This is a genomic window from uncultured Cellulomonas sp., assembly GCF_947494015.1.
Lineage (GTDB): Bacteria > Actinomycetota > Actinomycetes > Actinomycetales > Cellulomonadaceae > Pengzhenrongella.
On sequence record NZ_CANLTL010000007.1, the window covers coordinates 117,729 to 142,256 of the forward strand.

Sequence of the window (24,528 nt, forward strand, 5' to 3'; positions counted from 1 at the left end):
GGTCAGCCGCGCAGCGCCTCGGTGAGCTTCATCCGGCCGCCGGTGTGCAGCACACCGCGCTGGTACACCCGCGCCGCCAGCCAGATCAGCACCGGGATGGTCACCGCTGCGATCGCGATGGCGAGCGGCATCTCCCAGCCGTCCAGCGCCCCGAACGCGTCCCGGACCGGCATCATGAACGGCGCGAAGAACGGCACCTGGGACAGCACGCGGACCAGCGTGCTGTCCGGGTCGTTGGGGACCAGGAACATGGTCACGTAGAACGGCACGAACAGCAGGAACATCAACGGCGTGGTCACCGATCCGATGTCCTCCTGGCGCGAGACCAGCGCGGCGAACCCGCCGAACAGCAGCGCGAACAGCAGGTAGCCCAGCAAGAACCACACCACGAGCCAGATCATCGCCGAGCCGATGTCGACGCTGATGCCGTCGACCCCCAGGATGCGGGTGGCGACGACCAGCGCGGCCCCGAGCACCACGACCTGGAACAGCCCGTAGATCCCGATCCCCACGATCTTGCCGGCGAGCAGCTGGGTCGGCTTGATGGTCGAGAGCAGGATCTCCACCACCCGCGACGTCTTCTCCTCCACGACGCCCATCGCGATCATCGACCCCGAGCCGATCAGCGCGAACAGCAGCAGCGAGATCATCACCGTCGCGATCCCGAACGCCGCGCCGTCGAAGCCGGCGTCCGGCGGGTCGAGCGCCTCGACCTGCGGCACCGCGGCGGCCATCGCCTGCTCGAACGCGGCGGGGTCGCCACCGAGCTCGCCGATCTGGTCGGCGACCACGTACGCACGGACGGCGGCCGTGACCGTGTCGAGCACCTGCGCGTCGGCCTGCTCGGCCACGACCACGCGCGGTGAGGCGGGGTCGCCGACGACGAACGCGTCCAGTTGCTCCTCGGCGTCGGTGTCGGCGAGCGCGGCCCGGGCCTCGTCGTCGGTCATGGTGACGACCTCGAGGTCGACGTCCGGACCGGCCGCCGCGGCGATGGGCTCGCCGAGCGCGGCCGCGGCCTGGTCGACGGCGATCCGGGTCGCCTCGGGGCCCTGCTCGCGTTCGAGGAAGTACCGCCCGACGCCCGCGCCGGCCAGGATGACCACCAGCATGACGACCATCGAGATGATGTTCGCCTTGGTCAGCATCCGGGTGATGATCTCCCGGCGGGCGACCATCCAGACCACGTTGCCCCTCATGCCGCCACCTCTCGCCGGCCGCGGCGTCGTCGGCCCTCGTCGGCCGACGGGTCGGCCTGCGCCGGGGCGTCCGCGCTGGAGACGACGCCACGGAACAGGTCGGCCAGCGTCGGCCGGACCGGGGAGAACTCCTGCACGTGGCCCAGCCGCACCGCACCGGCCAGCAGCGCCTGGGCGGCGTCCGGGGCGGCGTCGGTCAGCTCGACGACGACCGGTCCGCCGTGCCGGCCCGAGGCGGGCACCACGGCCGCGCCCGGCAGCGAGGCGACCAGCGCGTCGACCTCGGACGGCGCGGCCCGCAGGTCGAGCAGGTAGCGCGGACGGTCGGTGCTGCGCAGCTCGTCGATGGTGCCGAGCGCCTCCATCCGCCCCGACCGCACGATGCCGACCCGGTCGCACAGCCGCTCGACCAGGTCGAGCTGGTGGGAGGAGAAGATGACCGGCACGCCGGCATCCGCGCGCTCGCGCAGCACCGCGCTCATGACGTCGACCGCGACCGGGTCCAGGCCCGAGAACGGCTCGTCCAGCACGAGCACGTCGGGGTCGTGGACGAGCGCGGCGGCGAGCTGGACCCGCTGCTGGTTGCCCAGCGAGAGCTTCTCGACGTTGTCGCCCCGTCGCGCGCCGACCCCCAGCCGGTCCGTCCAGCGGTCGACGGCGGCGCGCGCGTCGGACGGGGTCATGCCGTGCAGCCCGGCGAGGAACATGAGCTGCTCGCCGACCTTCATCTTCGGGTAGAGGCCGCGTTCCTCGGGCATGTAGCCCACCCGGCGGCGGGCCTCGAGGTCGAGCGCGGCGCCGTTCCACCGCACCTCGCCGGAGTCCGCCGCGAGCACGCCGAGCATGATCCGCATCGCGGTGGTCTTGCCGGCGCCGTTCGAGCCGACGAACCCGAAGATCTCCCCGGCCCGCACGTCGAAGGTCAGGTCCTCCAGCGCGCGCAGCGCGCCGTACGACTTGTTCAGGTGGTCGATCTCGAGCACGCTCACGCGGCGCATCCCCCGGGGTCGCGGCCGGCGGTCGGCCGGCGCGGGAACCTGATCGGTCCCCCGCGTTCGCGCCCGGTCCGCGGGCCTGTGATGGTGCGTCCAACGTAGCGGAGCCGCACGTCACAGCGTGAGTCCCGGCCTCGCGGGCGCGCCGGGGCGACGGTGCCTACCGTGGGGCATGGTCACGACCCCGGTCCGACGCCGGCGACTGGTGCCCGTCGTGGTGGGGGCCGCCGTCGCCGCCGGGCTCGGGCTGGGCGCGGCGGCCCTCGCGGGGCGGCCGGACGGCGCCGCGGACGAGCGGACGGCCGCCGCGCCGGCAGAGCCGACCGGACCGACGGGGCCGGCCGGCGCCCAGCCCCCCGACCTGGCGGCCGACGCGCCGCGGATCGCGTTCCTCGGGGACTCGCTGACCGTGGGCGTCGGCGCGCCGCCCGGGCGGGGGTACGCCCCGCAGACGGCGCGGGCGCTGGGGTGGCCGATCGCCGTCGTCGACGGGGTCTCGGGCAGCGGGTTCGTCGCCCCCGGCCTGGGCCGGCCGATGCCCGACCGGGTGCCCGCGGTGGTCGCGGCGAAGCCGGACGTCGTCGTCGTGGCCGGCGGGTCGAACGACGTCTTCGGCGGGTACGACGCCGAGGCCGTGGGCGCGGCCACCACCGAGCTGCTCACCGAGCTGCGGGCTGGTCTTCCGGACGCCGCCGTGGTCGTCCTGGGTCCGTTCCCCACGTCCCTGGCCGGGGTGGGCGCCCCCGACCCGGTCCGGGACGCCGTCCGCGAGGCGACGCTGGCCGCCGAGGCGCGATGGCTCGACGCGGGGGCGGTGGTCGCGTCGGTCGTCACGACCGACGCCGACTGGGACCGGTACACCAGCGCGGACGGGCTGCACCCGAACGAGGACGGGTACCGGGCGATGGCTCACGCGCTCGCCGCCGAGCTGACGGAGCTGGTGGGCGCCGCCCGGTGAGCCGCCGCGCCGGCCCCCTACGGTGACCTCATGGCCGACGTCGCGACCGCCGTCCGGGGCCCGCTCGTGCCCGCCGCCCTGGTGTCCCTGGCCGGGTTCGTCATGTTCGGGCTGGAGCAGCGCGACGCCGGCCTGGGCGTGCTCGCGGTCGCCGTGGCGCTCGGCCTCGTGCTGGACCGGGCTGCCGGCAAGGACCTGGCCCTGATCGCCTTCGGGCTGGTCGTGATGAGCCTCGTGCCGATCACCACCGACATCAGCACCGGGCACATGGTCACGATGGGCGCGGCGATGGCGGTCGCCGTCGCCGGGCCGTACCTCGTGTCGCGCTACGTGTACCGCGACCACGCCGTGCGCTTCCCGGTGCGCACCGGCGAGCGGTGGACGCGGCTGGAGAAGCTGTACCTGGTCGCCGTCCCGGTGCTCGGCTACGCCGTGCTGCCGGTGTACATGATCCCCACCGGTGTGTACGAGAACTGGCCGGCGGCGTCCGACGTCGACGCGATCGCCCGGCTGTTCCTGGGCACCAACGTGCTGGGGATCTGGGACGAGCTGTTCTTCATCTGCACCGTGTTCACGCTGCTGCGCCGGCACCTGTCGTTCTGGCCGGCGAACGTCCTCCAGGCGGTGCTGTTCACATCATTCCTGCACGACCTGGGCTTCCACGCCTGGGGACCGGTCCTGATCTACGCCTTCGCGCTCGTCCAGGGCTACATCTTCGGGCTGACCCGGTCGCTGACCTACGTGGTGTGCGTGCACCTGCTGTTCGACCTGGTGCTCTTCGGGGTCCTGGTGCACGCGCACAACCCGGCCTGGCTCGACGTGTTCGTGTACTGACCACGGGCGGGCGGCCGGACGGGCGACGCGGGACCCTCGGCGCAGGCGCGGTCGCCCGCGCCGCGCCGTGTCGTCCGCCCTCACCTATCGTGGACGCGCCCGGGCGACGAACCCGCCCGCCGTCCGCCCGACCATCGGGCGCCCCCGCCCGCCGCCCGACCCGCTGAAGGAGCACCGTGACGCCCACCGCGCCGACGCTCTCTCCGGGCGCGGCCTACCGGCACGAAGCCGTGCTGTTCGACGGGACCGACGAGTTCCTGCAGCGCGCCGTGCCGTTCGTGCGCGACGGCGTCGGCGGCGGGGAGTCGGTGTTCGCCGCCCTGGTCGACGCGCGGTGGGGGCCGCTGCGAGAGGCTCTGGGTGACGCCGCCGACCGCGTCCACCGGGTCGACATGCCCGCGCTCGCCCGCAACCCCGCGCGGATCTTCCCCGCGCTGCGCGACCTCGTGGTCAGGAACGCCGCCGAGCGCCGGCCGGTGCGCGGGATCGGCGAGCTGACGTACCCCGGCCGGCGCAGCCCCGAGGTCGCCGAGTGCCAGGTGCACGAGTCGCTGCTGAACGTGGCGGTGCCGCCCCAGACGCCGCTGTGGCTGCTGTGCCCGTACGACGTCAGCGTGCTGGACGGCCCGCTGCTCGACGACGTGCACTGCGCCCACCCGGCGGTCACGCACCCGGACGGGTCCCCCGTCCCGCACGGCCCGCACGCCACGCCCTGCCACGGCCCCGAGCACGCCGGGGACCTGTGGCGACGGCCCCTGCCGCCGGCGGACCCGGCCGCGCAGGCGCTCACGTTCCACCGCGGCGACCTCGGCCGGATCCGGGCCGTGGTCCGCGGCTGGGCGACGGCGTCCGGCCTGAGCCGCGACCGCACCCAGGACCTGACCCTCGCGGTCAACGAGCTCGCCGCCAACAGCCTCGACCACGGTGGCGGACGCGGCGTCCTGCGGCTGTGGACCGACCCCGGAGCGCTCGTGTGCGAGGTGGCCGACACCGGGCGGCTGGACGACGTGATGGTCGGCCGCGTCGCGCCGGTCGACGGCCAGGTGCGCGGGCGCGGCGTGTGGATGGTCAACCAGCTGTGCGACCTCGTGCAGATCCGGTCCACCGCGGGCGGGACGGTCGTCCGCGTCCACAGCTGGGTGTGAGTCCGACGGCGCCGACGACGCCGCCCGAGGTGGCCGTCGCGCTGGAGCTGTACCGCCTCGCGCCCGGTGAGTTCACCGCGGCCCGCAACGCGCGCGCCAAGGAGGCCCGCGCGGCAGGCGACCGGGCGCTGGCGACCGTCGTCACAGGGATGCGCCGCCCGTCCGTCGCGGCGTGGGCGGTGAACCTGCTGGTCCGCGAGCGCCCCGACGACGTGGAGCAGCTGCTGGCGACCGGCACCCGGCTGCGGGCCGCGCAGGCCGCGATGGACGGTGCCGCGCTGCGCGACCTGGCACGCGTGCAGCACGAGCAGCTGGCGGCGCTGCGCGCGGAGGCCGACGAGCTCGCGGCCGCCGCCGGCCAGCGCCTGAGCGAGCCGGTCCGGCAGGCGCTGGACGCGACCCTGCGCGCCGCGATGGCCGACGCCGGCGCCACCGGGGCGGTCCGCACCGGGCTGCTGACGACCGAGCTGGTCAGCACCGGGTTCGATCCCGTCGAGGTGGGCGATGCGGTCGCCGTCCCCGGCGCGCCGCCGCTGCTCGTCCCCGCGGACGGGGCCGTGTCGGCCGAGCCCGCCACCGCGCCCGACGACGGCGACGACGGCGACGACGGGGCGCGCGTGACCTTGTCGGGGGGCTCCTCCCGGGGGCGCGGCGCCGCCCGGCCGGGCGGCGGCGGGGCGGGGCGCGAGCGTGCGGACGTGACCGTGCGGCTGGGCCGGGGGGCGGGGACCGGCGCGCCCGGCCGAGGCGCGCGGGTGGCCGCGGCCCGGGCGGTGGCCGACGCGGCACCGGCAGGAGCGCGGACCGAGGGCGCAGCGCACGGGGATGCGGCGGTCGAGCCGACGGCGGCCGACGCGGCGCCGACCGGGCTCGCACCGACCGGGCTCGCACCGACCGACCGCGCGACGGCCGGACGTGCGGAGCGCCCCGAGGCGGCCCGACGGCGAGCCACCCAGCAGGCGGCTGCCCGGCTCGCGCGGGAGCGCCGGGCCGCCGGGCGTGCGCTCGACCGCGCCGAACGGCGGTCCACCGAGGCAGCCGCCGCCAGTGCGCACGCGGACGACGTCGTCGGACGCCTGGCGCGGCGGGAGACCGAGCTCGCCGACGAGGTGGACCGGCTGGCGGCCCGGCTCGCTCAGGTCCGCGCCGAGCGCGACGCCGTCGACCGGGACCTGGCGCGCGCACGGACCGACCGCGACGCCGCCGCCGATCGCGCCGAGCGGACCGCTGCGGAGGCACGCGGCGCGCAGGAGCGGCTGGCCGCGCTGGACGCCGGCGCCGCCGACCCCGGACCCGACCTCGATCCGTCCCCTGACCACGGTGCGGGTGGGCAGGGGTAGCGTTCTGCGCCGTGCCCGCCCCCGTCATCGCCGCGACCGGCCTCACCAAGCGCTACGGCGACCTGACCGCCGTCGGCGGCATCGACTTCCGCGTCGCGCCGGGTGAGTCGTTCGGCCTGCTCGGCCCGAACGGGGCCGGCAAGTCCACGACGATGCGGATGGTCGGCGCCGTCTCCTCGCGCACCGGTGGGGACCTGACCGTGCTCGGCCTCGACCCCGACACGCACGGCCCCGAGATCCGCAGCCAGCTCGGCGTCGTCCCGCAGGAGGACAACCTCGACACCGAGCTACGGGTCCGGGACAACCTCATCGTCTACGGCCGCTACTTCGGCATCCCCCGGGCGGTGTGCTCGCGGCGCGCCGACGAGCTGCTGTCCTTCGCCCAGCTCGAGGACAAGGCGCGGGCGAAGGTCGATGACCTCTCCGGCGGGATGAAGCGGCGACTGACGATCGCCCGGGCACTGGTCAACGAGCCGCGGGTCCTCATGCTGGACGAGCCGACCACCGGGCTGGACCCGCAGGCCCGGCACGTGCTGTGGGACCGGCTGTTCCGGCTCAAGGAGCGCGGCACGACGCTCGTGCTGACCACGCACTACATGGACGAGGCCGAGCAGCTGTGCGACCGGCTCGTCGTGGTGGACCACGGCGTGATCATGGCCGAGGGCAGCCCCGCCGAGCTCATTCGCACCCACTCCTCCCGCGAGGTGGTCGAGGTGCGCTTCGGGTCCGAGCGCAACGCGAGCGCGGCCGCCGAGCTCGCCGGGCTGGGCGACCGCATCGAGGTGCTGCCCGACCGCGTGCTCGTGTACGCGCGCGACGGCGAGGCGGTCCTGGAGGCGGTGAGCCGTCGCGGCCTGCGCCCCACCACCAGCCTGGTGCGCCGCTCGAGCCTGGAGGACGTCTTCCTGCGGCTGACCGGACGGAGCCTCATCGAGTGAGCACCGCCCACCCCCTGCCGCCCCCACCCACCGGCCCACCCACCGGCCCGGCCACCGGTCCCTCCGTGACCGCCGGCGGGGCGGGCCGCGCCGAACCGGCCGCCACCGCCATCGCCGCGGCCGCGCGTCCCCGCCGGTTCGGCGCCCTCTACGTGGCCGAGCACCAGCTGCGGGCCATGCGCTCGTACGGCTGGACCATCGTGATGTCCGGCATCGGCAGCCCGGTCCTGTACCTGCTGGGCCTCGGGCTGGGGCTGGCGACGTTCCTCGACGTCCCGGTCGCCTTCGGCCCGGACGGCGCCGTGCCCTACGTCGTGTTCGTGGCGCCCGCCCTGCTGGCGACCGCGGCGATCACCGTGTCCACCGAGGAATTCACCTACACGGTCATGGCCGGCTTCAAGTGGCGGCGGGTCTTCTGGGGGATGAACGCCTCACCGCTGGCGCCGCAGCAGGTCGCCGGCGGACTGGTGCTGGCCGTCCTGGTGCGGATGGCGTTCGTCTGCGTCGCGTACGCCGCCCTGGTCGCACTGTTCGGCGCCCTGGGCCGCGGCGGCGCCGTGGTGGTGCTGCCGCTCATCGGGCTGCTCGGCGGGCTCGCCTTCGGCATGCCGCTGCTCGCCTTCGCCGCGTCGCTCAAGGACGACGCCGGCCAGTTCGCCGCCGTCCAGCGGTTCGTCTTCACGCCCATGTTCCTGTTCTCGGGGACGTTCTACCCGCTCGCGACGTTGCCCGGCTGGCTGCACTGGATCGGCTGGGTGTCCCCGCTGTGGCACGCCAGCGAGCTCGGCCGGGTGGTGTCCTACGGGCACCCGGTCCCCGGGTGGCTCGTGACCGTGCACGTCGCGGTGCTCGTCGTGCTCGCCGCCGGCGGGTGGCTGCTCGCCCGCCGCACCTTCGTGCGCAGGCTGCGCGGATGAGCGCCCCGGCCAGCGGCGCCACCAGCGCCGCGACGACCGGCACGGCGCGTGTGCGCGGTGGCGCCGTGACGGCGCTGTACGCCGGCAACGCCCGCTCGGTGCTCGGCCGGGGCCTGCTGGCGGCACGGTCCAGCACCTGGGTCGTGGTGGTGTCGGGCTTCTTCGAGCCGGTCTTCTACCTGCTCGCGATGGGGGTCGGGCTCGGCTCGTACATCGGTGACGTGACCCTGCCGTCGGGCCGCGAGGTGCCGTACGCCGCCTACATCGCCCCGGCACTGCTCGCGGTGTCGGCGATGAACGGTGCCGTCTACGACTCGACCTGGAACGTCTTCTTCAAGATGCACTTCGGCAAGCTCTACCAGGGCATGCTCGCCACCTCGCTGGGACCGCTCGACGTCGCCCTCGGCGAGATCCTCTACGCGCTGCTGCGCGGGGTGGTCTACGCCGCCGGCTTCCTGACGGTCATGCAGGTCATGGGCCTGAACCTGTCGTGGACGGCAGTCCTGACGCTGCCCGCGGTCGTGCTCATCGCGTTCGGCTTCGCGAGCCTGGGCATGGCGATCACGAGCTACATGAGCACCTTCCAGCAGATGGACTGGATCAACTTCGTCATGCTGCCGATGTTCCTGTTCTCGGCCACGTTCTTCCCGCTCACGGTCTACCCCGAGCCGATCCAGTGGCTCATCCAGGCGCTCCCGCTGTGGCACGGGGTGGAGATGATCCGCGGGCTGACCACCGGTGAGGTGGGCGGCTCCATGGCCGTCCACGTCGCCTACTACGTCGCGATGGTCGCCGTGGGCGTCGTGTTCACCACCCGTCGGCTCCGGGCGCTGTTCCTGGACTGACTGCTGCCGCCCGGACGGCCCGCGGGCCGGCTGCCCCTCTGGACGGCTCGTGGACCGGCTGCCACCATGCCGCCGTGCGCTCTGCCGACGTGACCTCTGCCGCCGCGACCTCTGCCGCCGCGACCTCTGCCGACGTGACCTCTGCTGACGTGACCTCTGCCGACGTGACCTCTGCCGCCGTGACCTCTGCCGCCGAGGTGACCACCGCCGCCGGGACCACCCCCGACGTGCGCCTCGGATCGGCGTTCATCCCCGTGGCCGATCCACCCGCCGCGGCGCGGTGGTACTCGGCCGCGCTCGGCCTGACGGTCGAGGAGACCACCGAGCACGCCGCCGTGCTCGGCTCGGGGGCGTCCCGGGTGACCCTCATGGGGCCGGCGAGCGGCATCCGCGCCACCCCGGGGCTGGAGTGGGCGTCGTGCTCGTTCGTCGCCGCCGACCTCGTCGCCACCACCGTCCGGCTGGCCGCCGCCGGCGCCGACCCGTCCGACGTCCAGGGTTCGGCGGACCGGTGCCTGTTCGTCACCGCCCGGGACCCGGACGGCAACGTGCTGCTGGTCGTCGACCGCTGACCGGGCGCCCCGGCACCAGCACCCGCCCACGAGCGGCCGGGAACCTCTCGCCCGTATCGTGAGTTGCCATGGACATGACCGGCTCACGACCTGAGCCGCTCGGCGCACGCCGTGCCCACCGCCCCTCGGCGGTGAGGCACCGGTGACCACCGAGTGGCTGCTCCTCCTTCTCGTCCTCGTCCTGATCGGGCTCAACGCCCTGTTCGTCGCCGCGGAGTTCGCGCTGGTGACGGTCGACCGGCCCACGGTCGCCCGGCTCGCCGAGTCCGGCGACCAGCGCGGGACCAGCATCCAGGCCGCCCTGCGCAGCCTGTCCACCCAGCTCTCGGGCGCCCAGCTCGGCATCACCGTCACGAGCCTCGTCGTCGGGTTCATCGCCGAGCCGTCGATCGCGACGCTGCTCCGCGAGCCGCTCGAGGCATCCGGCATGGCGGAGCCCCTCAGCGCCGGGATCGCGCTGACCGCGGCGTTCCTCATCGCCACCGCGAGCCAGATGGTCTTCGGCGAGCTCGTGCCGAAGAACTGGGCGATCTCCGAGCCGCTGCGTGTGGGGCGCGTCGTCGCCGGGCCGCAGCGCGCGTTCTCCTGGATCACCGGGCCGCTGCTGCGGTTCCTCAACGGGTCCGCCAACCGCCTCGTCCGGGCGATGGGCATCGAGCCGCAGGAGGAGCTCGCGTCGGCGCGGTCCGCCCAGGAGCTCGGCTCGCTCGCCGCGCGCTCGGCCGAGCGGGGCCTGCTCGACGCCGAGGCGGCTCGACGGCTCGAGCACACGGTCGAGCTCCGCGACCGGACCGCCGCGGACGCCATGACCCCTCGACCGCGCGTCCGCTTCCTGGACGCGACCGACCCGGTCGACGAGGTGCTCGCTCTCGCGGCGCGAACCGGCCACGCCCGGTTCCCCGTGCTCGGCGAGAACGTGGACGACGTCGTCGGCGTCGTGCACTTCAAGCACGCTCTCGCCGTGCCGCCGGCGGAGCGACGACGGCGGACCGTGGGCGAGATCAGCCGGGGCGTGCGGGCCGTCCCGTCCGCGATGCCGCTCGACGCGGTGCTGGCCGAGCTGCGCCAGGGCCTGCAGATGGCGGTGGTCGTGGACGAGTACGACGGGACGGACGGCATCATCACACTCGAGGACCTGGTCGAGGAGATCGTCGGGGAGATCCAGGACGAGCAGGACCGCCCGGTCAGCCGGCACCGGCAGCTCACCGACGGCTCGTGGTCGCTGTCCGGCCTGCTGCGCCCCGACGAGGCCGGCGAGATCACCGGCATCGAGGTGCCCGACGGCGCGGAGTCCGACACCCTGGGCGGGCTGGTGACCGAACGGCTCGAGCGCTTCCCGGTGGTCGCCGACGAGGTGCTCGTGGACGCCCGGGACAGCACCCGGCCGGACAGCGACGGCCTGCCGACACCCGTCCAGGTGCGCCTGCGGGTGACCCGGCTGGACGGGCGCCGGGTGGACCGCCTGCACCTGGAGGTGGTCGACCCGGATCCCACGGACGACGGCCGCCCGCGTCGCGGCGCCACCCGCCGCGACCGGGACCGGGACGAGCACCAGGACCGGGCCGAGGAGGTGCGCCGTGGCTGACGGCACCGCCCTGCTGGTCGCCGTGCTGCTGCTGGCCGGCAACGCCTTCTTCGTCGGCGCCGAGTTCGCGCTGATCTCCGCCCGGCGCACCCAGATCGAGCCGCGCGCCGCCGGGGGCTCCCGCGCCGCCCGGCTGACCCTGCGGGCGATGGAGCGGGTCTCGCTGATGATGGCGGGCGCCCAGCTCGGCATCACCATGTGCTCGCTCGGCCTGGGCGCCATCGCCGAGCCGGCGGTCGCCCACCTGCTGGAGGTCCCGCTCGAGGCGATCGGCGTGACCGGTGCGCTGCTGCACACCGTGGCCTTCACGATCGCGCTCGCCGTCGTGGTGTTCCTGCACATGGTGCTCGGCGAGATGGTGCCGAAGAACATCGCCATCGCCGGGCCGGAACGGTCCGCGATCCTGCTCGCGCCGGTGCTGCTGGCCATCGTGATGGTGCTCAAGCCGCTGATCGTCGCGCTCAACTGGCTCGCCAACGTCGTGCTGCACGCGCTGCGGGTCGAGCCGAAGGACGAGGTCACCTCCGCATTCACGGCGGACGAGGTGGCGGCGTTCGTCGCCGAGTCCCGCCAGGAGGGCCTGCTCGACGACGACGCGCACACCCTGCTGACCAGCGCGCTGAGCCTCACCGACGAGCCGGTCGGCGCGGTGACGGTCGCGCTGGCCGACCTCGTCGCGCTCCCCGCCGACGCGACCCCCGCCCAGGCCGAGGAGGCGTGCGTCCGGACCGGGTTCTCACGCTTCCCGGTCACCGGACCCGACGGTGGGCTGGCCGGGTACGTGCACGTCAAGGACCTGCTGCTGGCACCGGACGACGTGCGGGACCTGCCGGTCCCTGACCGGCACGTCCGCCCCCTGGCACGGCTGGCCGCCGACACGACCCTCGACGTCGCGCTGTCCCGGATGCAGGCCCGCGGGGCGCACGTCGCGCTCGTCCTGGACGGCGAGACGGTGGTCGGCGCGGCGATGCTCGAGGACGTCGTGGAGAGGCTGGTCGGCGAGGTGGCCGACGCCGGCCAGCTCACCGCACCGGCGACGGGACGGGTCGACCGGCCCTCGCGCCGGGACACCTGACCACGCCCCCCGGGTCCCCGCCCCCGGCCCCGCCCCGCCCCCGCCCCGACCGAACCGGCGCGGGCGGGGAACCGGCGCACTAGCCTCGACCGGTGCGCCGTGGGGACGACCAGCTCGTCGAGGTGGAGCTCGTCGAGGACGACGTCGACGAGCCAGGCTCGGTCGAGCGTCCCGCACCGTGGTGGCGCCCGCTGCTGGCCGCCGTCCCCGGTCGCGTCTGGCTCGCGCTGGCGACCGTCGTGGTGCTCGCGGCAGCGGGGGCGGGCGTCGTCCGGCACGTCCGGGACGCCGCGCTGACCGAGCAGCTCGCCGCGGTGGACGGGCTGTCCGCACCGCTGGAGCAGCCGCTGGCGGCGGCGTGGCAGGCGCCCGGGGCGGGACTGGTGGGTGCCGTCGAGAAGACCCTCCTCCTGTGGTTGCCGGACGGCGCCGGCACCGTCGCCCTCGACACGGTCACCGGTGACGTCCGGTACCGCGAGGACCGCATGTGCTGGCTCGCGGACACCGGCCCGTCGCCCGCCGGCTCCGACCCGGGCCTGCCCGACGAGGACCCGGACGACGACGTGCTGCTGTGCACCGAGCCGCTCGCCGGCGACCGCCCGCACGCCACCGGCGACGGCGCGGCGACGGTCCACGACCCCCGGACGGGCGAGCTGCTCCGCAGCATCCCGGTCGGGACGGCACTCACGACCGACGTCGTCGACGGCGACCTCGTGGCGGTCGGGGTGGACGAGTCCGGGCACGTCACCGCGGGCCGCTGGTCCCTGACCACCGGTGAGCAGCGGTGGACCTTCCGCAGCCCCGAAGTCGCCCCGGACGCCACGTCCGGGTGGTCCGGCGGGCTGGGCGAGGACGTGGTCGGCGTCGAGATCGGCACCTTCTCGGTGACCTTGGACCCGGACACCGGCGTGCCGGTCGACCCGCCCTTGTCGGACGACTCGTCCACCGGTGCCACCTGGGGGCCCAACCCGGGACCGGGTGACCTCACCTACACCGTCCACCACGCGCCGGACGGGCGCACGACGACGACCGTGCACGGCCCGGACGGCGGGGACCGCTTCACCGTCCCGGGTTCGCTGCTCGCACCCACGGTCGACGACGGCTCCGTCCCCGGGACCGTGCTGCTCGCCTCGAGCGACCCGGGCGTCGGCGACCCCCGGTCCGCGCTCGTCGCCGTGGACGCCGCCACCGGGGACGAGCGGTGGACGGCGGACGTCCCCGTCGGCGCGCTCGCGGTGCTGTCCGGCCGGGTCATCGCCCACGACCCGCTCACGACGACCGTGCTCGACGCGGCGACCGGCGAGACCGCCTGGTCCGCCGAGACGTCCAGCGCCTCGGGATGGGGCTGGGCGGTGGTGACCGATGGACGGCGCGTGCTCTCGGTGGAACCCGGGCCGGACGGGGCCGAGCTGGTCGCGCGCGACCTGGCGACGGGCGCCGTCCGCTGGACGGCTCCCGCCCCGTTCACGGGCGACGTCATGAGCCTGCCGGACGGCACGGTCCTGCTGATGAGCGGCACCGCGGTGGCCGCGCTGCGCTGACCGCCGCTGGTCGGCCGGCGGGTCGACGCCGTCCCCGCCGTCCGCCGCGGTGACGATCGCCGCGGTGACGACCCGGGGCGGCCGGTCCGCGTAGCCTGTCCCCGGGCCTCTAGCTCAATCGGTAGAGCTGCGGACTTTTAATCCGTCGGTTGTGGGTTCGAGCCCCACGGGGCCCACCAGCACCGGCCGCCGGCGCCACCCGCCGGCACCCACCTGCCGGGCGTCGTCACGGCCCGTCGCCGCCGCCCGGCCCGGCTCCGGCGCCCCCGTCGCCGCCGTCGGCGTCGCCGCCGTCCTCGCGGGGGACCCGCCGCTCGACCGGCAGCGGGTAGGCCGTGGTCCGCGCGACGTCGTCGCGCACGGGGTCCGGCGGCGGGGCGTCACGCTCCGCAATCCGCTCGCGCTCGTGGAAGACGTCCTCCCCCGGCCCGGAGAACGCCTGCGCGCGGGCGAGCGCGCCGAGGCTCCCGGTGAACAGGCGCCCCTCGTCGCGCCGGCCGACGCGGGTGACCGCCGCGGCGTCCTCGCCGTCGGGGCCCTCGCCGTCGGCGCCCTCGGGACGGCCGGTCCACCGCACCGACCGGCGCACCGGGACGGTGGCCCCCGCCCACCCGGGGGTCATGGCGTCCTCGCGGTGATCGTCGTCGTCCTCGGACGGGTGCGCCCGCGCAGGGTCGACGACGACCGGGACGTGCGCGGCGCCGTCCTCGGGCTGGTCGTCCTCGGCGGGTCGCTCGGCCGTCGGCACGACGACGGGCACATGTGCGGCGCCGTCGACGTCCCCGGGCCGGCCGGCCCCCGACGTGCGGTCGTCCGCGCCCGCCGCCGACCCGTCGCGGCGCGCGTCGGGCCAGGTCGGCAGAGCGGGCCGGCCCCCGGCGTCCCCGGTGAGCACGCCGGCGCCCTCGAACCGGGTGCGGGGCAGCGCGCCCGGCTGGGTGCGCTGCAGCCAGTCGACCAGCCCCTCGCGGACGTAGCACCGCAGGTCGAACAGCGTCGGCGCGTCCGTCGCGCTGGCCAGGGCGCGCACACGCACGTACCCGCCGGTGGCCTCGGTGACCTGCAGGATGCCGACCCGGTGGTCCCACAGGTCGGTGTCCTCCAAGAGCTCGGTCAGCTCGCGCCGCATCGCGTCGACCGGCACCGACCAGTCCAGATCCATCTCCACCGTCCCGAGCAGCTGGGCCGAGCTGCGGGTCCAGTTCTGGAACGGCGTGGTCGTGAAGTAGGTGGACGGCAGGATCAGCCGCCGGTCGTCCCACAGGTGCACCACGATGTAGGTCATCGTGATCTCCTCGATCCGCCCCCACTCCCCCTCGACGACGACGACGTCGTCCACCCGGATCGCGTCGGTGAACGCGAGCTGGAGGCCGGCGAACACGTTGGCCAGCGTGCTCTGCGCCGCCAGACCGGCGACGACCGACAGCACCCCCGCGGACGCGAACAGGCTCGCCCCCGCGGCCCGCGCCCCGGGGAAGGTCATCAGCACACCGGCCAGCGCGCACAGGGCGAGCACCGCGACGGTGAGCCGCCGCAGCACCGTGATCTGGGTCCGCACACGGCGGGCGTGCCGGTTGTCGGCGATGTCGACGCGGTAGCGGGCCAGTGCGGCGTCCTCGGCGACGAACGCCAGCGCCCCGGCCAGCCACGCCAGCGCGACGATGAGGGCGATCAGCAGCACGTGCTCGGTGTTGACCCGCCAGCTCGCCTGCTCGGTGGACACCCGCAGCGCGATCCACACCGCCACGATGACCACCGACACCTGCATCGGCCGGCGAGCCCGCTTGAGCAGGTCGAGCGCGAGGGACGAACGCCTCGCCACGGTGCGCACCACCGCCGAGACGATCGCCGCGACCACGAGCGCGGCCACCACGGCGACCGCCACGGCGCCCACGGGCACGACGACGTCAGCGGTCTCGGTGGCCTGGTCCGCTCGCATGCCACCAGGCTAGGGCCGGCCCGGCGGGCCCCGGGCGGCGGCGTGTCGCGGTGACACGCCGGGGTGAAAAAGGACACAGACCGGGACATCTCGACATGCGGGCGCCGGCCGGCGGGTCTACGTTCCTCGACGGAAGGTCAACCGGCCCCATCCCGCCACGAGAGGGAACCTCATGATCGGCAGCATCATCGGCGCCATCGTCATCGGTGCCATCATCGGCGCCCTGGGCCGTCTGTTCGCCCCGGGCCGTCAGAACATCTCCATCCTCGTCACGATCATCGTCGGCATCATCGCCGCGTTCATCGGGTCGGCGATCTGGGCGGCCCTGGCCGACCCGGGCAACACCGACACCAACGGGATCGACTGGATCGAGCACATCATCCAGGTCGTGCTCGCCGTGATCGGCGTGATCATCGCGGCGCGACTGCTGGGCAACCGCAGCCGCACCCACTGACGTCCCGGACGTCGACACCGGTGCCCGGCAGCCCACGGCTGCCGGGCACCGCTGCGTCCGGGCACCGGGTCCACCGGGCGCCGGATCCCGGGCGTGCCGGCGTGCTCAGCGCGATCCGGCGACCGCGAGGAGCAGCAGGGTCACCGCGGCGCCGGTGACCAGGTTGAGCCACAGGAAGAGCCGCCAGCCCGCGTGCGCGCGCTCGCAGTCCTCGTCGCGCACCGTCCAGAACCGCGCGGCGTTCACCGCGTACGGCAGCGGCAGGGCGGCCGCGAGCAGGCCCGGCCACGGCACCACGAGCAGGACGGCGGCCGCCACCAGGTAGGCCACGGTCGAGGCGACCACGGTGCGGTGCGCCCCGAGGACCGTCGCGATCGACGCCAGACCCCCCTCCCGGTCGGCGCGCACGTCCTGCACGGCCCCGAAGGCGTGCGAGGCCATGCCCCAGCCGACGAAGGCGACCAGCACGGGCCAGGTGGTGCGCGCCGTGAGGTCGGCCCGGGCCAGGACCAGGGCGTACAGCAGCGGACCGACGAAGTGCATCGCCGAGGTGAGCGAGTCGACCACCGGGCGCTCCTTGAAGCGCAGCCGCGGGGCCGAGTACGCCACCACGCCGAACACCACGACCGCCAGCACGACGCCCGAGGCTGCGTCGCCCAGCGCCAGCAGCCAGACGAGGACCGGCACGTTGGTCAGGGCGCACGCCCACAGGATCCGCCGGTGCACCGTGCGGGCGGTCGCCGGGTCCGCCAGTGCTCCCTCGATGCCGCCCTTGCGGGGGTTGCGCAGGTCCGACTCGTAGTCGAACACGTCGTTGATGCCGTACATGAGCAGGTTGTAGGGGCCCAGGAAGTACAGCGTCCCGACCACCAGCGCGACGTCGACCCGGCCCCCCGTCGCCAGCAGGTACCCGGCGACGAACGGGTAGGCGGTGTTCACCCACGAGAACGGCCGCGACGCCGCGAGCACCTCCCTCACGGGGTACCCCCGGACGTCGGCCCGCCGTGCTCGTCGTGCTGGTCGTTCCGGCCGAGCCAGGTCCACAGCGCGGGCATCAGCAGCACCGCCGCGAGCGCATAGGCGAGGTCCTCGACCGGAGCCCCCCACACGTAGACCCCGAGGATCAGGTCCGGGTCGAACACGTACAGGTCGGCCGCGATCATCAGCGTGTCGAACACCACGGTCAGCGCGACGAGGACGAGCGCCGCCCACACCAGCGGCCCGGGCCGCAGCCGGCGCAGCACCGGCGCCACCACCGCGCCGAGGACCACCAGGACGCCCACGTTCATCACCGCGTTGGTCATCGGCCGGCCCGGGCTCCCCGGCGCTGCGCGGCGCGGTCGAACGCCCGCCACGCGAGCAGCGCGTTGTAGGACAGCAGCGCCAGGAAGAAGGCCTCCTCGAGCGGCAGCTCGGGTGCGAGCAGGACCCCGGTCATGTGCGGGCTCTCGCCCCGGGCGAAGATGCCGAGCGCGAGACCGGCCAGGTCCCACGCGAGGAAGACCACCACGCCGACGCCCACGCACAGCCCCGCGCGGCGCGCGTCCACCCAGAACGCCAACCGGTACCGGCGGTCGAGCGCGGCCAGGCCACCCAGGGCGACCAGCAGGGCACCGAGGTAGACGAACCCCGTCATCGGGCCGCCGGCGGCGCCGTCGGCGCAGCGGACGGCTCCGGTGCGGGCACCCACCGCTCGGGCCGGCGCGCCGCCGCGAGGAAGCCGCGGCGCAGCGGGTCCGGCAGCCGGCGGGCGGACGTGTCGCCGAGCAGCCGCTTGGCGACGAGCTCGGCGCTGATCAGGCACATCGGCAGTCCCACACCGGGGATCGTGCCACCCCCGACGTGCAGCAGGTTGGGCACGCGCGGCGAGGCGTTGCCCGGCCGGAACATCGCGCTCTGCGCGAGCGTGTGCTCCATCCCCAGGGCCGTGCCGCGCCAGGCGGACAGCTCGCGGGCGAAGTCGGCGGGCGCGACGACGCGCCGGGTCACCACCCGCTCACGCAGGTCCGGTACGCCCATCCACCGGCCGGCCTGGTCCAGGTACCGGTCGGCGTGGGCCTCCACCGCGGCCCGGTCGTCGGCGGCGCCGAGCGCGGGGTCGGCCGGGAACGGCACCAGCACGAAGATGTTCTCGTGCCCGGGCGGGGCGGCGTCCGGGTCCGTCGCCGTCGTCCGCGAGACGTACATCGACGCCACCTGCGGCACCCGCAGCCCGTCGACCCGGCTGGCGGTGTCCTCGCCGAGGATGTCGCGGAAGTTGCCCGGCCAGTCCTCGGTGAAGAACAGCGAGTGGTGCGCGAGCTGCGGCAGGGCGCCGCGGACTCCGGCCAGCACCAGCAGGGCCGAGATCCCCGGCCCGCGCTGCTCCCAGTCCGCGGGGCTGCGGGTGGCGTGCTCGGGGCGCAGCAGCCGGGTCTCGGTCTGGTGCAGGTCGGCCGCGGAGACGACGACGTCGGCGGGCACCACCTCGCCGTCGGACAGGCGCACGCCGCGCGCCCGGCCGGTCCGCCGCGGGTGCCGCAGCGAGCGCCCGGCGGGCTCGACCTGGACCTCGACCACCTCCGCCCCGGTGCGGATCTCGACCCCGTGCGCGCGCGCCAGCCCCTCGATGGCCTCGATCACGGTGTACATGCCGCCCCGCGGGAAGCGCACGCCGTCGACCAGGTCCAGGTGGCTCATCAGCGAGTACAGCGCCGGCACCCGGTACGGCGAGGAGCCGAGGAAGACGGCGTGGTAGCCGAGCACCTGGCGCAGCCGCGGGTCGGTCACGGTGCGGGCGATGCGCTCGGCCAGCGTCGTGGACAGCAGACCGGTGAGCGTCCCCAGGCGGCGCAGCACCGACGCCGACACGGCCCGGTCCGGTCGGGCGAACGTCGTGTACAGGAAGTGGTCCAGCGCCATCCGGTACGCCTCGCTGGACCGCGCGGCGTACCGGCGCATGCGCTGGCCCGCGCCGGGCTCGAGCGCGTCGAACGCGGCCCAGTTCGCCTCCGGGTCGGCGCCGACCTCCAGCACGGCGGCCTCGCCGCCCGCCGGCGGCTCGAAGAACACCCGGTACGCCGGGTCCAGCCGGACCAGGTCCAGGTGGTCCTCGACCCGCTCCCCCATCAGGGCGAAGAAGTGCGCGAACACCTCCGGCATGAAGTACCAGGACGGCCCGGTGTCGAAGCGGAACCCGTCCACCTCGAGCAGCCCGGCGCGTCCACCGACCCGGTGGTGCCGCTCCAGCAGCGTGACGCGGGCGCCGCCCCGGGCGAGCAGCGCCGCCGTCGCGAGCCCGCCGATCCCGCCGCCGACGACGACGACGCGCGCCCCGACGAGCCCGTCGCCCGGGCTGCCCGCCGGCCGGGTCCCGGCCGGGCCCACGGACGCGCTCACGACCGGGCCTCGGCCAGCACCGACCGCGCCAGCACGGCGACCTTGCCCGGCGTCGACACGCGCACCCGCCGCGCGAGGAGCTCTTCGGGCGGCGTCCGGGCGAGCTCGGCGGCGAGCCTGTCGTACAGGCCCAGGGTCGCGGCGACCGCGAGCCGGGCACGCCGCGGCAGGTGCGGCAGGGCGGCGCGGGCCGTGGCGGCGTCCCGGTCGATCTCGGCGAGCAGCGCCGCCAGGGTCGGCGCGTCGAGCGAGTCGGGCGTCACCCCGGGGAAGTAGCTGCGGCCCAGCCCCGCGCTGTCCTCAGCGAGGTCCCGCAGGAAGTTGACCTTCTGGAACGCCGCGCCGAGCGCCCGCGCCCCGGCGGCGACGTCGGGCGGGGCCACCCGCAGCGGCTCCCCCGGGCGACGGTCGGCGTTGAGGAAGACCGCCAGGCACATCAGCCCCACCACCTCGGCCGACCCGTACACGTACCGCTCGTAGGAGTCCTGGTCGTGCACCCGGACGGTCAGGTCCATCCGCATGGAGGCGAAGAACGGGTCGATCTGCGTGGCGTCGATCCCGACGCGGCGGGCCGTGCGGGCGAACGCGTGGACGACCAGGTTCGTCGACCAGCCGCCGGCCAGCGCCCGGGCGACCTGCTGCTCGAGCTCGTCGAGCATGTCGCCCGCGTCCTGCCCGCCGCGGGTGTCGACGATCTCGTCGGCGATCCGCACCAGCGCGTAGACCGTCTCGATGTCGGTGCGCGCCCGCGGCCCCAGCAGGCGCGTGCCCAGACCGAACGACGTCGAGTACCCGCGCAGCACCGCCCGGCTCGCCCGCGCCGCAGTGAGGTCGTACAGCCGGGTCCCGGTCGTCGCCGCCATCAGTGCCATCTCCCGGCCATCTCGTCCACCAGTGCGCACAGCAGGTCGGCGAGCTCGCCGGGCAGGTGCCGGCGGGCGACGTCATGCGCCGTGCCGGCCGCGCGCGACGCCACCGCGCGCAGCTCGTCGCGCGCCCCGCAGCCGGCCATCACGTCCCGGACCAGCGCGGCGGCGTCGTCCTCCAGGTCGGGGCGTCCCACGTGGGCGTCCAGGACCGCGCGGCCGGCGTCGTCGGCCCGCAGGTAGGACAGCCGCAGCAGCTCGGTGCGCTTGCCGGCCCGCAGGTCGGACAGCACCGACTTGCCGGTCCGCGACGGCTCACCGAAGACGCCGAGCTCGTCGTCGACCAGCTGGAACGCCGTGCCCAGCGCGGTGCCGAACCGGGCCAGCTCGCTCAGGGTGCGCGCGTCGGCGCGGGCCAGCAGCGCCCCCGCGTGCAGCGGGACGGTGCAGGTGTACGCGGCGGTCTTCAGCTCGGCGACCCGCAGCGTGTCGACCTGGGCCGGGGACCGCAGCGCGGAGGACATGTCGAGCATCTCGCCCGCGACCGTGGTGCTCACGCCCTGCACGAGCAGGTCGACCACCGCGACCGTGAGGTCGGGGGCGATCGGCGCGCGCGCGACCAGCCCGAACGCGGCGACCAGCGCGAGGTCCCCACCCAGCAGCCCGGCGGCCAGCACGTGGTCCTCCGCACCTGGCCCGACGACGCCGTCGGCGGCGAGCGTCGCGCGGTACGCCCCGGTGAGGTTGGGCCGGCCGCGGCGGACCTCGTCGTGGTCGAGCAGGTCGTCGTGCACCACCATCGCGGTGTGCAGCAGCTCCTGCGCCGCAGCCACGTGGGACGCGCCCGCCACGTCGTCCCCGCCGAGCCCCAGGTACGCGGCCAGGGTCAGCCGGGGCCGGAGCAGCTTGCCGCCGACCTGCTCGGCCAGGTGGGACCACAGCTCGCCGTAGCCCGGGTCGAGCTGGGCGCCGTGGGTCTGCCGGTCGGCCAGGTAGCGGTCCAGGACGTCGACGGTGCGGGCCAGCCCGGCGGTCACCGAGCCGCGCAGACCGGCGTCGGCCGGTCGTGGGACGTCCGGACCGCCCGTGCCGGGGCGCCCGCGGACGTCGACCGGCTCCGGGGCGGATCGGTCGTCGGGAACGTGGTCGACGGCGGCCGTCGCGCGAGCACCTCGGGGCAACGCGGGGTCCTCTCGTGGGCGAAAACTCAGCATACTGAGTATCCGGCGGGACGACGCGTGTTCGACCCGGTGACCCGGGCGGGGACCCCTCCGAGGGGCGGCCGCGGGCTCGCTGGCGAGTCTGCGCCCCGGGCGGGGCCGCTGGGTAGTGTCGCGCCATGACCTGGATGGTGACCGGCGGCGCGGGGTACATCGGCTCTCACGTGGTGAAGGCGTTCGGTGAGGTGGGTCTGCGGACCGTCGTGCTGGACGACCTGTCCAGCGGCCACGAGGGCTTCGTCCCGGCCGGGGTGCCGCTCGTGCGGGGGTCCGTGCTGGACACCCCGCTCGTGCGCCAGGTGCTCACCGAGCACGACGTCACCGGCGTCGTGCACCTGGCCGGGTTCAAGTACGCGGGGGTCAGCGTGCAGCGCCCGCTGCACACCTACGAGCAGAACGTCACGGGAACCGCCCACCTGCTCGAGGCGATGGCCGACGCCGGCGTCGACGCCGTGGTGTTCTCCTCCAGCGCCGCCACCTACGGCACGCCCCGCACCGACCTCGTCACCGAGACGACGCCCACCAGCCCCGAGTCGCCCTACGGGGAGAGCAAGCTCATCGGCGAGTGGCTCCTGCGCGACCAGGGCGTGGCCACCGGGCTGCGGCACACGTCGCTGCGCTACTTCAACGTCGTGGGCTCCGGCTCGCCCGAGCTGTTCGACACCAGCCCGCACAACCTGTTCCCGCTGGTCCTCGAGGCGCTGGTGGACGGCCGCACCCCGCGGATCAACGGCGTGGACTACGACACCCCGGACGGCACCTGCGTGCGCGACTACGTGCACGTCGCCGACCTCGCGCACTCCCACGTCGCCGCCGCCCGCGCGCTGGCGCAGGGGCGTCCGCTCGAGCGGGTCTACAACCTGGGCAGCGGCCAGGGCGTGTCGGTGCGCCAGATCATGGCGACGACGGCCGAGGTGACCGGGATCGACTTCACCCCGGAGATCGGGCCGCGTCGGCCCGGAGACCCCGACCGGATCGTCGCGTCGGGCGACCTGGCCGCCCGCGACCTCGACTGGAGCATGCGCCACACGCTGCGGGACATGGTGGCCAGCGCGTGGCAGGCCCGGCAGCAGGCCGGCACGGGCGCCTGACCGAGGCGTCAGCCCCCCACGGCGCGCAGCGTCGCCAGCTCGCCGGCCATCCGCTCCAGCAGGGCCTCGGGTCCCGCGTAGACGCCCTGCGCCCGTGGCCAGTGGACGACGACGTCGGTGAACCCCAGCGCCGCCGCCCGCTCGACGCCCTCCTGCAGGACGGGCCACGAGCTGAGCGAGAAGACCGGGGCGCCGTCCAGGCTCAGGTGCCGCTCGATGCGGGCCGGGTCCCGGCCCGCCGCGCGCGCCTCCACCCCGAACCGGTCCACCATCGCCGCGAGCCCGTCCCACCACCGCTCCTGGGCGACGGCCGGTGACACGCCCTCGACGACGTCGTCGGGCAGGCTCGGGCCGAAGGTGAGCCATGCCTGACCGTGCCGCGCGGCCAGCCGCATGGCCCGCGGACCGTTGGCGGCCATCACGAACGGGACCCGTGGCCGCTGGACGCACCCGGGGATCATCCGGGCCGCGTGCGCGGTGTAGAACTCGCCGGCGTGCTCGGTGACCGGCTGGGTCAGGAGGGTGTCGAGCAGGGCGGTGAACTCCGCGAACCGCCGGGTGCGCTCGGCCGGCGCCGGGGGCTCGCCCAGCACACCCGCGTCCCATCCGGAGCCGCCGGCCCCGAGGCCCAGCAGCAGCCGGCCGTCGCTGATGTCGTCGAGCCCCATGACGTCCTTGGCGAACGGCACGGGGTGACGGAAGTTCGGCGTGGCGACCCAGGTCCCCAGCCGGATGCGGCTGGTCACCGCGGCCGCGGCCGCGAGCAGCGGGACGGTCGCGAACCACGGCTCGTCGGCGAGCGTGCGCCACGCGAGGTGGTCGTACGTCCACGCGTGGTCGAAGCCCATCGCCTCCGCGCGCTGCCAGCGCTCGCGGGCACCGACCCAGCGGTCCTGCGGCAGCAGCACGATCCCGAAGCGCAGCCCGCCCGTGGTCCCGTCGTCCGTCGTCATGCTCGCCACCGTAGGCGCGCTCGTCGCCGCAGACGCCGGTCAGGCCCACCCGAGCTCGTGCAGGCGCTCGTCGTCGATGCCGAAGTGGTGGGCGATCTCGTGCACGACGGTGATCGCGACCTCCTCGACCACCTCCTCGCGCGACTCGCACAGCGCGAGGGTCGGCCGCCGGTAGACCGTGATCCGGTCCGGCAGCGCACCGGCGGCCCAGAACTCCCCACGCTCGGTCAGCGGGACCCCCTCGTACAGGCCCAGCAGCTCGGGGTCCTCCGAGGGCGGGTCGTCCTCGACGAGCACCACGACGTTGTCCATCTGCTCGGCCAGCTCGGCCGGGATCTCGTCCAGCGCGTCGCGGACGGCGTCCTCGAACTCCTCACGCGACATGTCCACCACGCGCCCATCCTGCCCCGTCCCGGACCCCGGCCGGACGCCGCCCGAAGACGACGGCAGGTGCGGCCGGAGGCGGGACCGGGCGCCCCACCGGGCCGGCCACCGGGCGCGCGACCCGGCTGGCGACGACCCGCAGGACGCGACTTTTGGCGATCCGAGCGATGTGCCATATGCTCTTCGAGGTCTTGCGGCGCCTTCGACGGCAAGGGCGTTGACTCGCCCCCATCGTCTAGCGGCCTAGGACCCCGCCCTTTCACGGCGGTAGCACGGGTTCGAATCCCGTTGGGGGTACG

The 24,528-nt window shown here is 75.2% G+C and carries 24 protein-coding genes and 2 tRNA genes; 15 read left to right on the forward strand and 11 right to left on the reverse strand.

Annotation, left to right across the window (positions count from 1 at the left end):
- Window positions 1-2: 2 nt before the first annotated feature.
- Together Q0840_RS09875 and Q0840_RS09880 are read right to left on the reverse strand one after the other, a co-directional pair.
- Window positions 3-1,199 carry an ABC transporter permease gene (locus Q0840_RS09875; RefSeq protein WP_298459234.1) on the reverse strand — a complete coding sequence of 399 codons (1,197 nt, stop codon included), beginning with the start codon at window positions 1,197-1,199 and terminating at the stop codon, window positions 3-5.
- Entirely contained in the window at window positions 1,196-2,188 is a 993-nt protein-coding gene (locus tag Q0840_RS09880; RefSeq protein ID WP_298459235.1) for an ABC transporter ATP-binding protein, read from the reverse strand. Before Q0840_RS09880 ends, Q0840_RS09875 begins: the two co-directional genes overlap by 4 nt.
- Window positions 2,189-2,366: 178 nt before the next feature.
- Between Q0840_RS09880 and Q0840_RS09885 the strand changes: the two genes are divergently transcribed.
- The 12 genes from Q0840_RS09885 (at window position 2,367) to Q0840_RS09940 (ending at window position 14,123) form a co-directional block, all read left to right on the forward strand.
- A complete protein-coding gene (locus tag Q0840_RS09885) occupies window positions 2,367-3,152 on the forward strand; it encodes an SGNH/GDSL hydrolase family protein (protein ID WP_298459236.1) in 786 nt (261 codons plus the stop codon).
- A gap of 30 nt (window positions 3,153-3,182) precedes the next feature.
- Window positions 3,183-3,986 (forward strand): CPBP family intramembrane glutamic endopeptidase, encoded by an 804-nt coding sequence (locus Q0840_RS09890; protein ID WP_298459238.1) that lies wholly within the window; start codon window positions 3,183-3,185, stop codon window positions 3,984-3,986.
- A 176-nt stretch (window positions 3,987-4,162) separates the two neighbouring features.
- Window positions 4,163-5,131 carry a sensor histidine kinase gene (locus Q0840_RS09895; protein WP_298459239.1) on the forward strand — a complete coding sequence of 323 codons (969 nt, stop codon included), beginning with the start codon at window positions 4,163-4,165 and terminating at the stop codon, window positions 5,129-5,131.
- Window positions 5,128-6,471 (forward strand): hypothetical protein, encoded by a 1,344-nt coding sequence (locus Q0840_RS09900; protein WP_298459241.1) that lies wholly within the window; start codon window positions 5,128-5,130, stop codon window positions 6,469-6,471. The genes Q0840_RS09895 and Q0840_RS09900 overlap by 4 nt, the downstream gene beginning before the upstream one ends.
- 11 nt (window positions 6,472-6,482) lie before the next feature.
- Window positions 6,483-7,409, forward strand: coding sequence for an ABC transporter ATP-binding protein (locus Q0840_RS09905; RefSeq protein ID WP_298459243.1), 927 nt, complete (start codon window positions 6,483-6,485; stop codon window positions 7,407-7,409).
- Entirely contained in the window at window positions 7,406-8,326 is a 921-nt protein-coding gene (locus Q0840_RS09910; protein ID WP_298459245.1) for an ABC transporter permease, read from the forward strand. The genes Q0840_RS09905 and Q0840_RS09910 overlap by 4 nt, the downstream gene beginning before the upstream one ends.
- Window positions 8,323-9,171, forward strand: coding sequence for an ABC transporter permease (locus Q0840_RS09915; protein ID WP_298459246.1), 849 nt, complete (start codon window positions 8,323-8,325; stop codon window positions 9,169-9,171). Before Q0840_RS09910 ends, Q0840_RS09915 begins: the two co-directional genes overlap by 4 nt.
- A 179-nt stretch (window positions 9,172-9,350) precedes the next feature.
- Window positions 9,351-9,743, forward strand: a complete 393-nt coding sequence (locus Q0840_RS09920; RefSeq protein WP_298459248.1) for a VOC family protein — start codon at window positions 9,351-9,353, stop codon at window positions 9,741-9,743.
- A gap of 142 nt (window positions 9,744-9,885) precedes the next feature.
- Window positions 9,886-11,328 (forward strand): hemolysin family protein, encoded by a 1,443-nt coding sequence (locus Q0840_RS09925; protein ID WP_298459250.1) that lies wholly within the window; start codon window positions 9,886-9,888, stop codon window positions 11,326-11,328.
- Window positions 11,321-12,403, forward strand: coding sequence for a hemolysin family protein (locus Q0840_RS09930; protein ID WP_298459252.1), 1,083 nt, complete (start codon window positions 11,321-11,323; stop codon window positions 12,401-12,403). Before Q0840_RS09925 ends, Q0840_RS09930 begins: the two co-directional genes overlap by 8 nt.
- 92 nt (window positions 12,404-12,495) lie before the next feature.
- Window positions 12,496-13,944, forward strand: a complete 1,449-nt coding sequence (locus Q0840_RS09935; RefSeq protein WP_298459254.1) for a PQQ-binding-like beta-propeller repeat protein — start codon at window positions 12,496-12,498, stop codon at window positions 13,942-13,944.
- Window positions 13,945-14,047: 103 nt separating this feature from the next.
- Window positions 14,048-14,123 (forward strand) — tRNA-Lys (locus tag Q0840_RS09940).
- Between the two features lie 47 nt (window positions 14,124-14,170).
- On the opposite strand, the gene Q0840_RS09945 is transcribed toward Q0840_RS09940, so the two are convergent.
- Window positions 14,171-15,883: a mechanosensitive ion channel domain-containing protein gene (locus Q0840_RS09945; protein WP_298459255.1), complete on the reverse strand. Its 1,713-nt coding sequence runs from the start codon at window positions 15,881-15,883 to the stop codon at window positions 14,171-14,173.
- Window positions 15,884-16,055: 172 nt separating this feature from the next.
- Here Q0840_RS09945 and Q0840_RS09950 point away from each other — a divergent pair, with 172 nt between their 5' ends.
- Window positions 16,056-16,337 carry a GlsB/YeaQ/YmgE family stress response membrane protein gene (locus Q0840_RS09950; protein ID WP_298459256.1) on the forward strand — a complete coding sequence of 94 codons (282 nt, stop codon included), beginning with the start codon at window positions 16,056-16,058 and terminating at the stop codon, window positions 16,335-16,337.
- 105 nt (window positions 16,338-16,442) lie between these two features.
- Here the strand turns inward: Q0840_RS09950 and Q0840_RS09955 are convergent, their stop codons facing one another.
- From Q0840_RS09955 to Q0840_RS09980, 6 genes are read right to left on the reverse strand one after another with little or no spacing between them, the layout of a single operon-like run.
- Window positions 16,443-17,315 (reverse strand): prenyltransferase, encoded by an 873-nt coding sequence (locus Q0840_RS09955; protein WP_298459258.1) that lies wholly within the window; start codon window positions 17,313-17,315, stop codon window positions 16,443-16,445.
- Entirely contained in the window at window positions 17,312-17,641 is a 330-nt protein-coding gene (locus Q0840_RS09960; protein ID WP_298459260.1) for a lycopene cyclase domain-containing protein, read from the reverse strand. Before Q0840_RS09960 ends, Q0840_RS09955 begins: the two co-directional genes overlap by 4 nt.
- Window positions 17,638-17,973: a lycopene cyclase domain-containing protein gene (locus Q0840_RS09965; protein ID WP_298459261.1), complete on the reverse strand. Its 336-nt coding sequence runs from the start codon at window positions 17,971-17,973 to the stop codon at window positions 17,638-17,640. The genes Q0840_RS09960 and Q0840_RS09965 overlap by 4 nt, the downstream gene beginning before the upstream one ends.
- The gene (crtI, locus tag Q0840_RS09970; protein ID WP_298459262.1) at window positions 17,970-19,715 is read right to left on the reverse strand and encodes a phytoene desaturase family protein; all 1,746 of its coding nucleotides are present in this window, start codon (window positions 19,713-19,715) and stop codon (window positions 17,970-17,972) included. Before crtI ends, Q0840_RS09965 begins: the two co-directional genes overlap by 4 nt.
- A complete protein-coding gene (locus tag Q0840_RS09975) occupies window positions 19,712-20,578 on the reverse strand; it encodes a squalene/phytoene synthase family protein (protein ID WP_298459264.1) in 867 nt (288 codons plus the stop codon). The genes crtI and Q0840_RS09975 overlap by 4 nt, the downstream gene beginning before the upstream one ends.
- On the reverse strand, window positions 20,578-21,762 hold the full coding sequence (locus tag Q0840_RS09980; protein ID WP_298459266.1) for a polyprenyl synthetase family protein: 1,185 nt from the start codon (window positions 21,760-21,762) through the stop codon (window positions 20,578-20,580). The genes Q0840_RS09975 and Q0840_RS09980 overlap by 1 nt, the downstream gene beginning before the upstream one ends.
- Window positions 21,763-21,920: 158 nt before the next feature.
- Here Q0840_RS09980 and galE point away from each other — a divergent pair, with 158 nt between their 5' ends.
- Entirely contained in the window at window positions 21,921-22,892 is a 972-nt protein-coding gene (gene galE / locus Q0840_RS09985) for a UDP-glucose 4-epimerase GalE (protein WP_298459267.1), read from the forward strand.
- Between the two features lie 8 nt (window positions 22,893-22,900).
- Here galE and Q0840_RS09990 read toward each other — a convergent pair whose 3' ends face one another.
- Window positions 22,901-23,845, reverse strand: coding sequence for an LLM class flavin-dependent oxidoreductase (locus Q0840_RS09990; RefSeq protein ID WP_298459268.1), 945 nt, complete (start codon window positions 23,843-23,845; stop codon window positions 22,901-22,903).
- 39 nt (window positions 23,846-23,884) lie between these two features.
- Window positions 23,885-24,229 (reverse strand): metallopeptidase family protein, encoded by a 345-nt coding sequence (locus Q0840_RS09995; protein WP_298459359.1) that lies wholly within the window; start codon window positions 24,227-24,229, stop codon window positions 23,885-23,887.
- 224 nt (window positions 24,230-24,453) lie between these two features.
- Between Q0840_RS09995 and Q0840_RS10000 the strand changes: the two genes are divergently transcribed.
- Window positions 24,454-24,526: transfer RNA gene (locus Q0840_RS10000), tRNA-Glu, on the forward strand.
- Window positions 24,527-24,528: the final 2 nt, after the last annotated feature.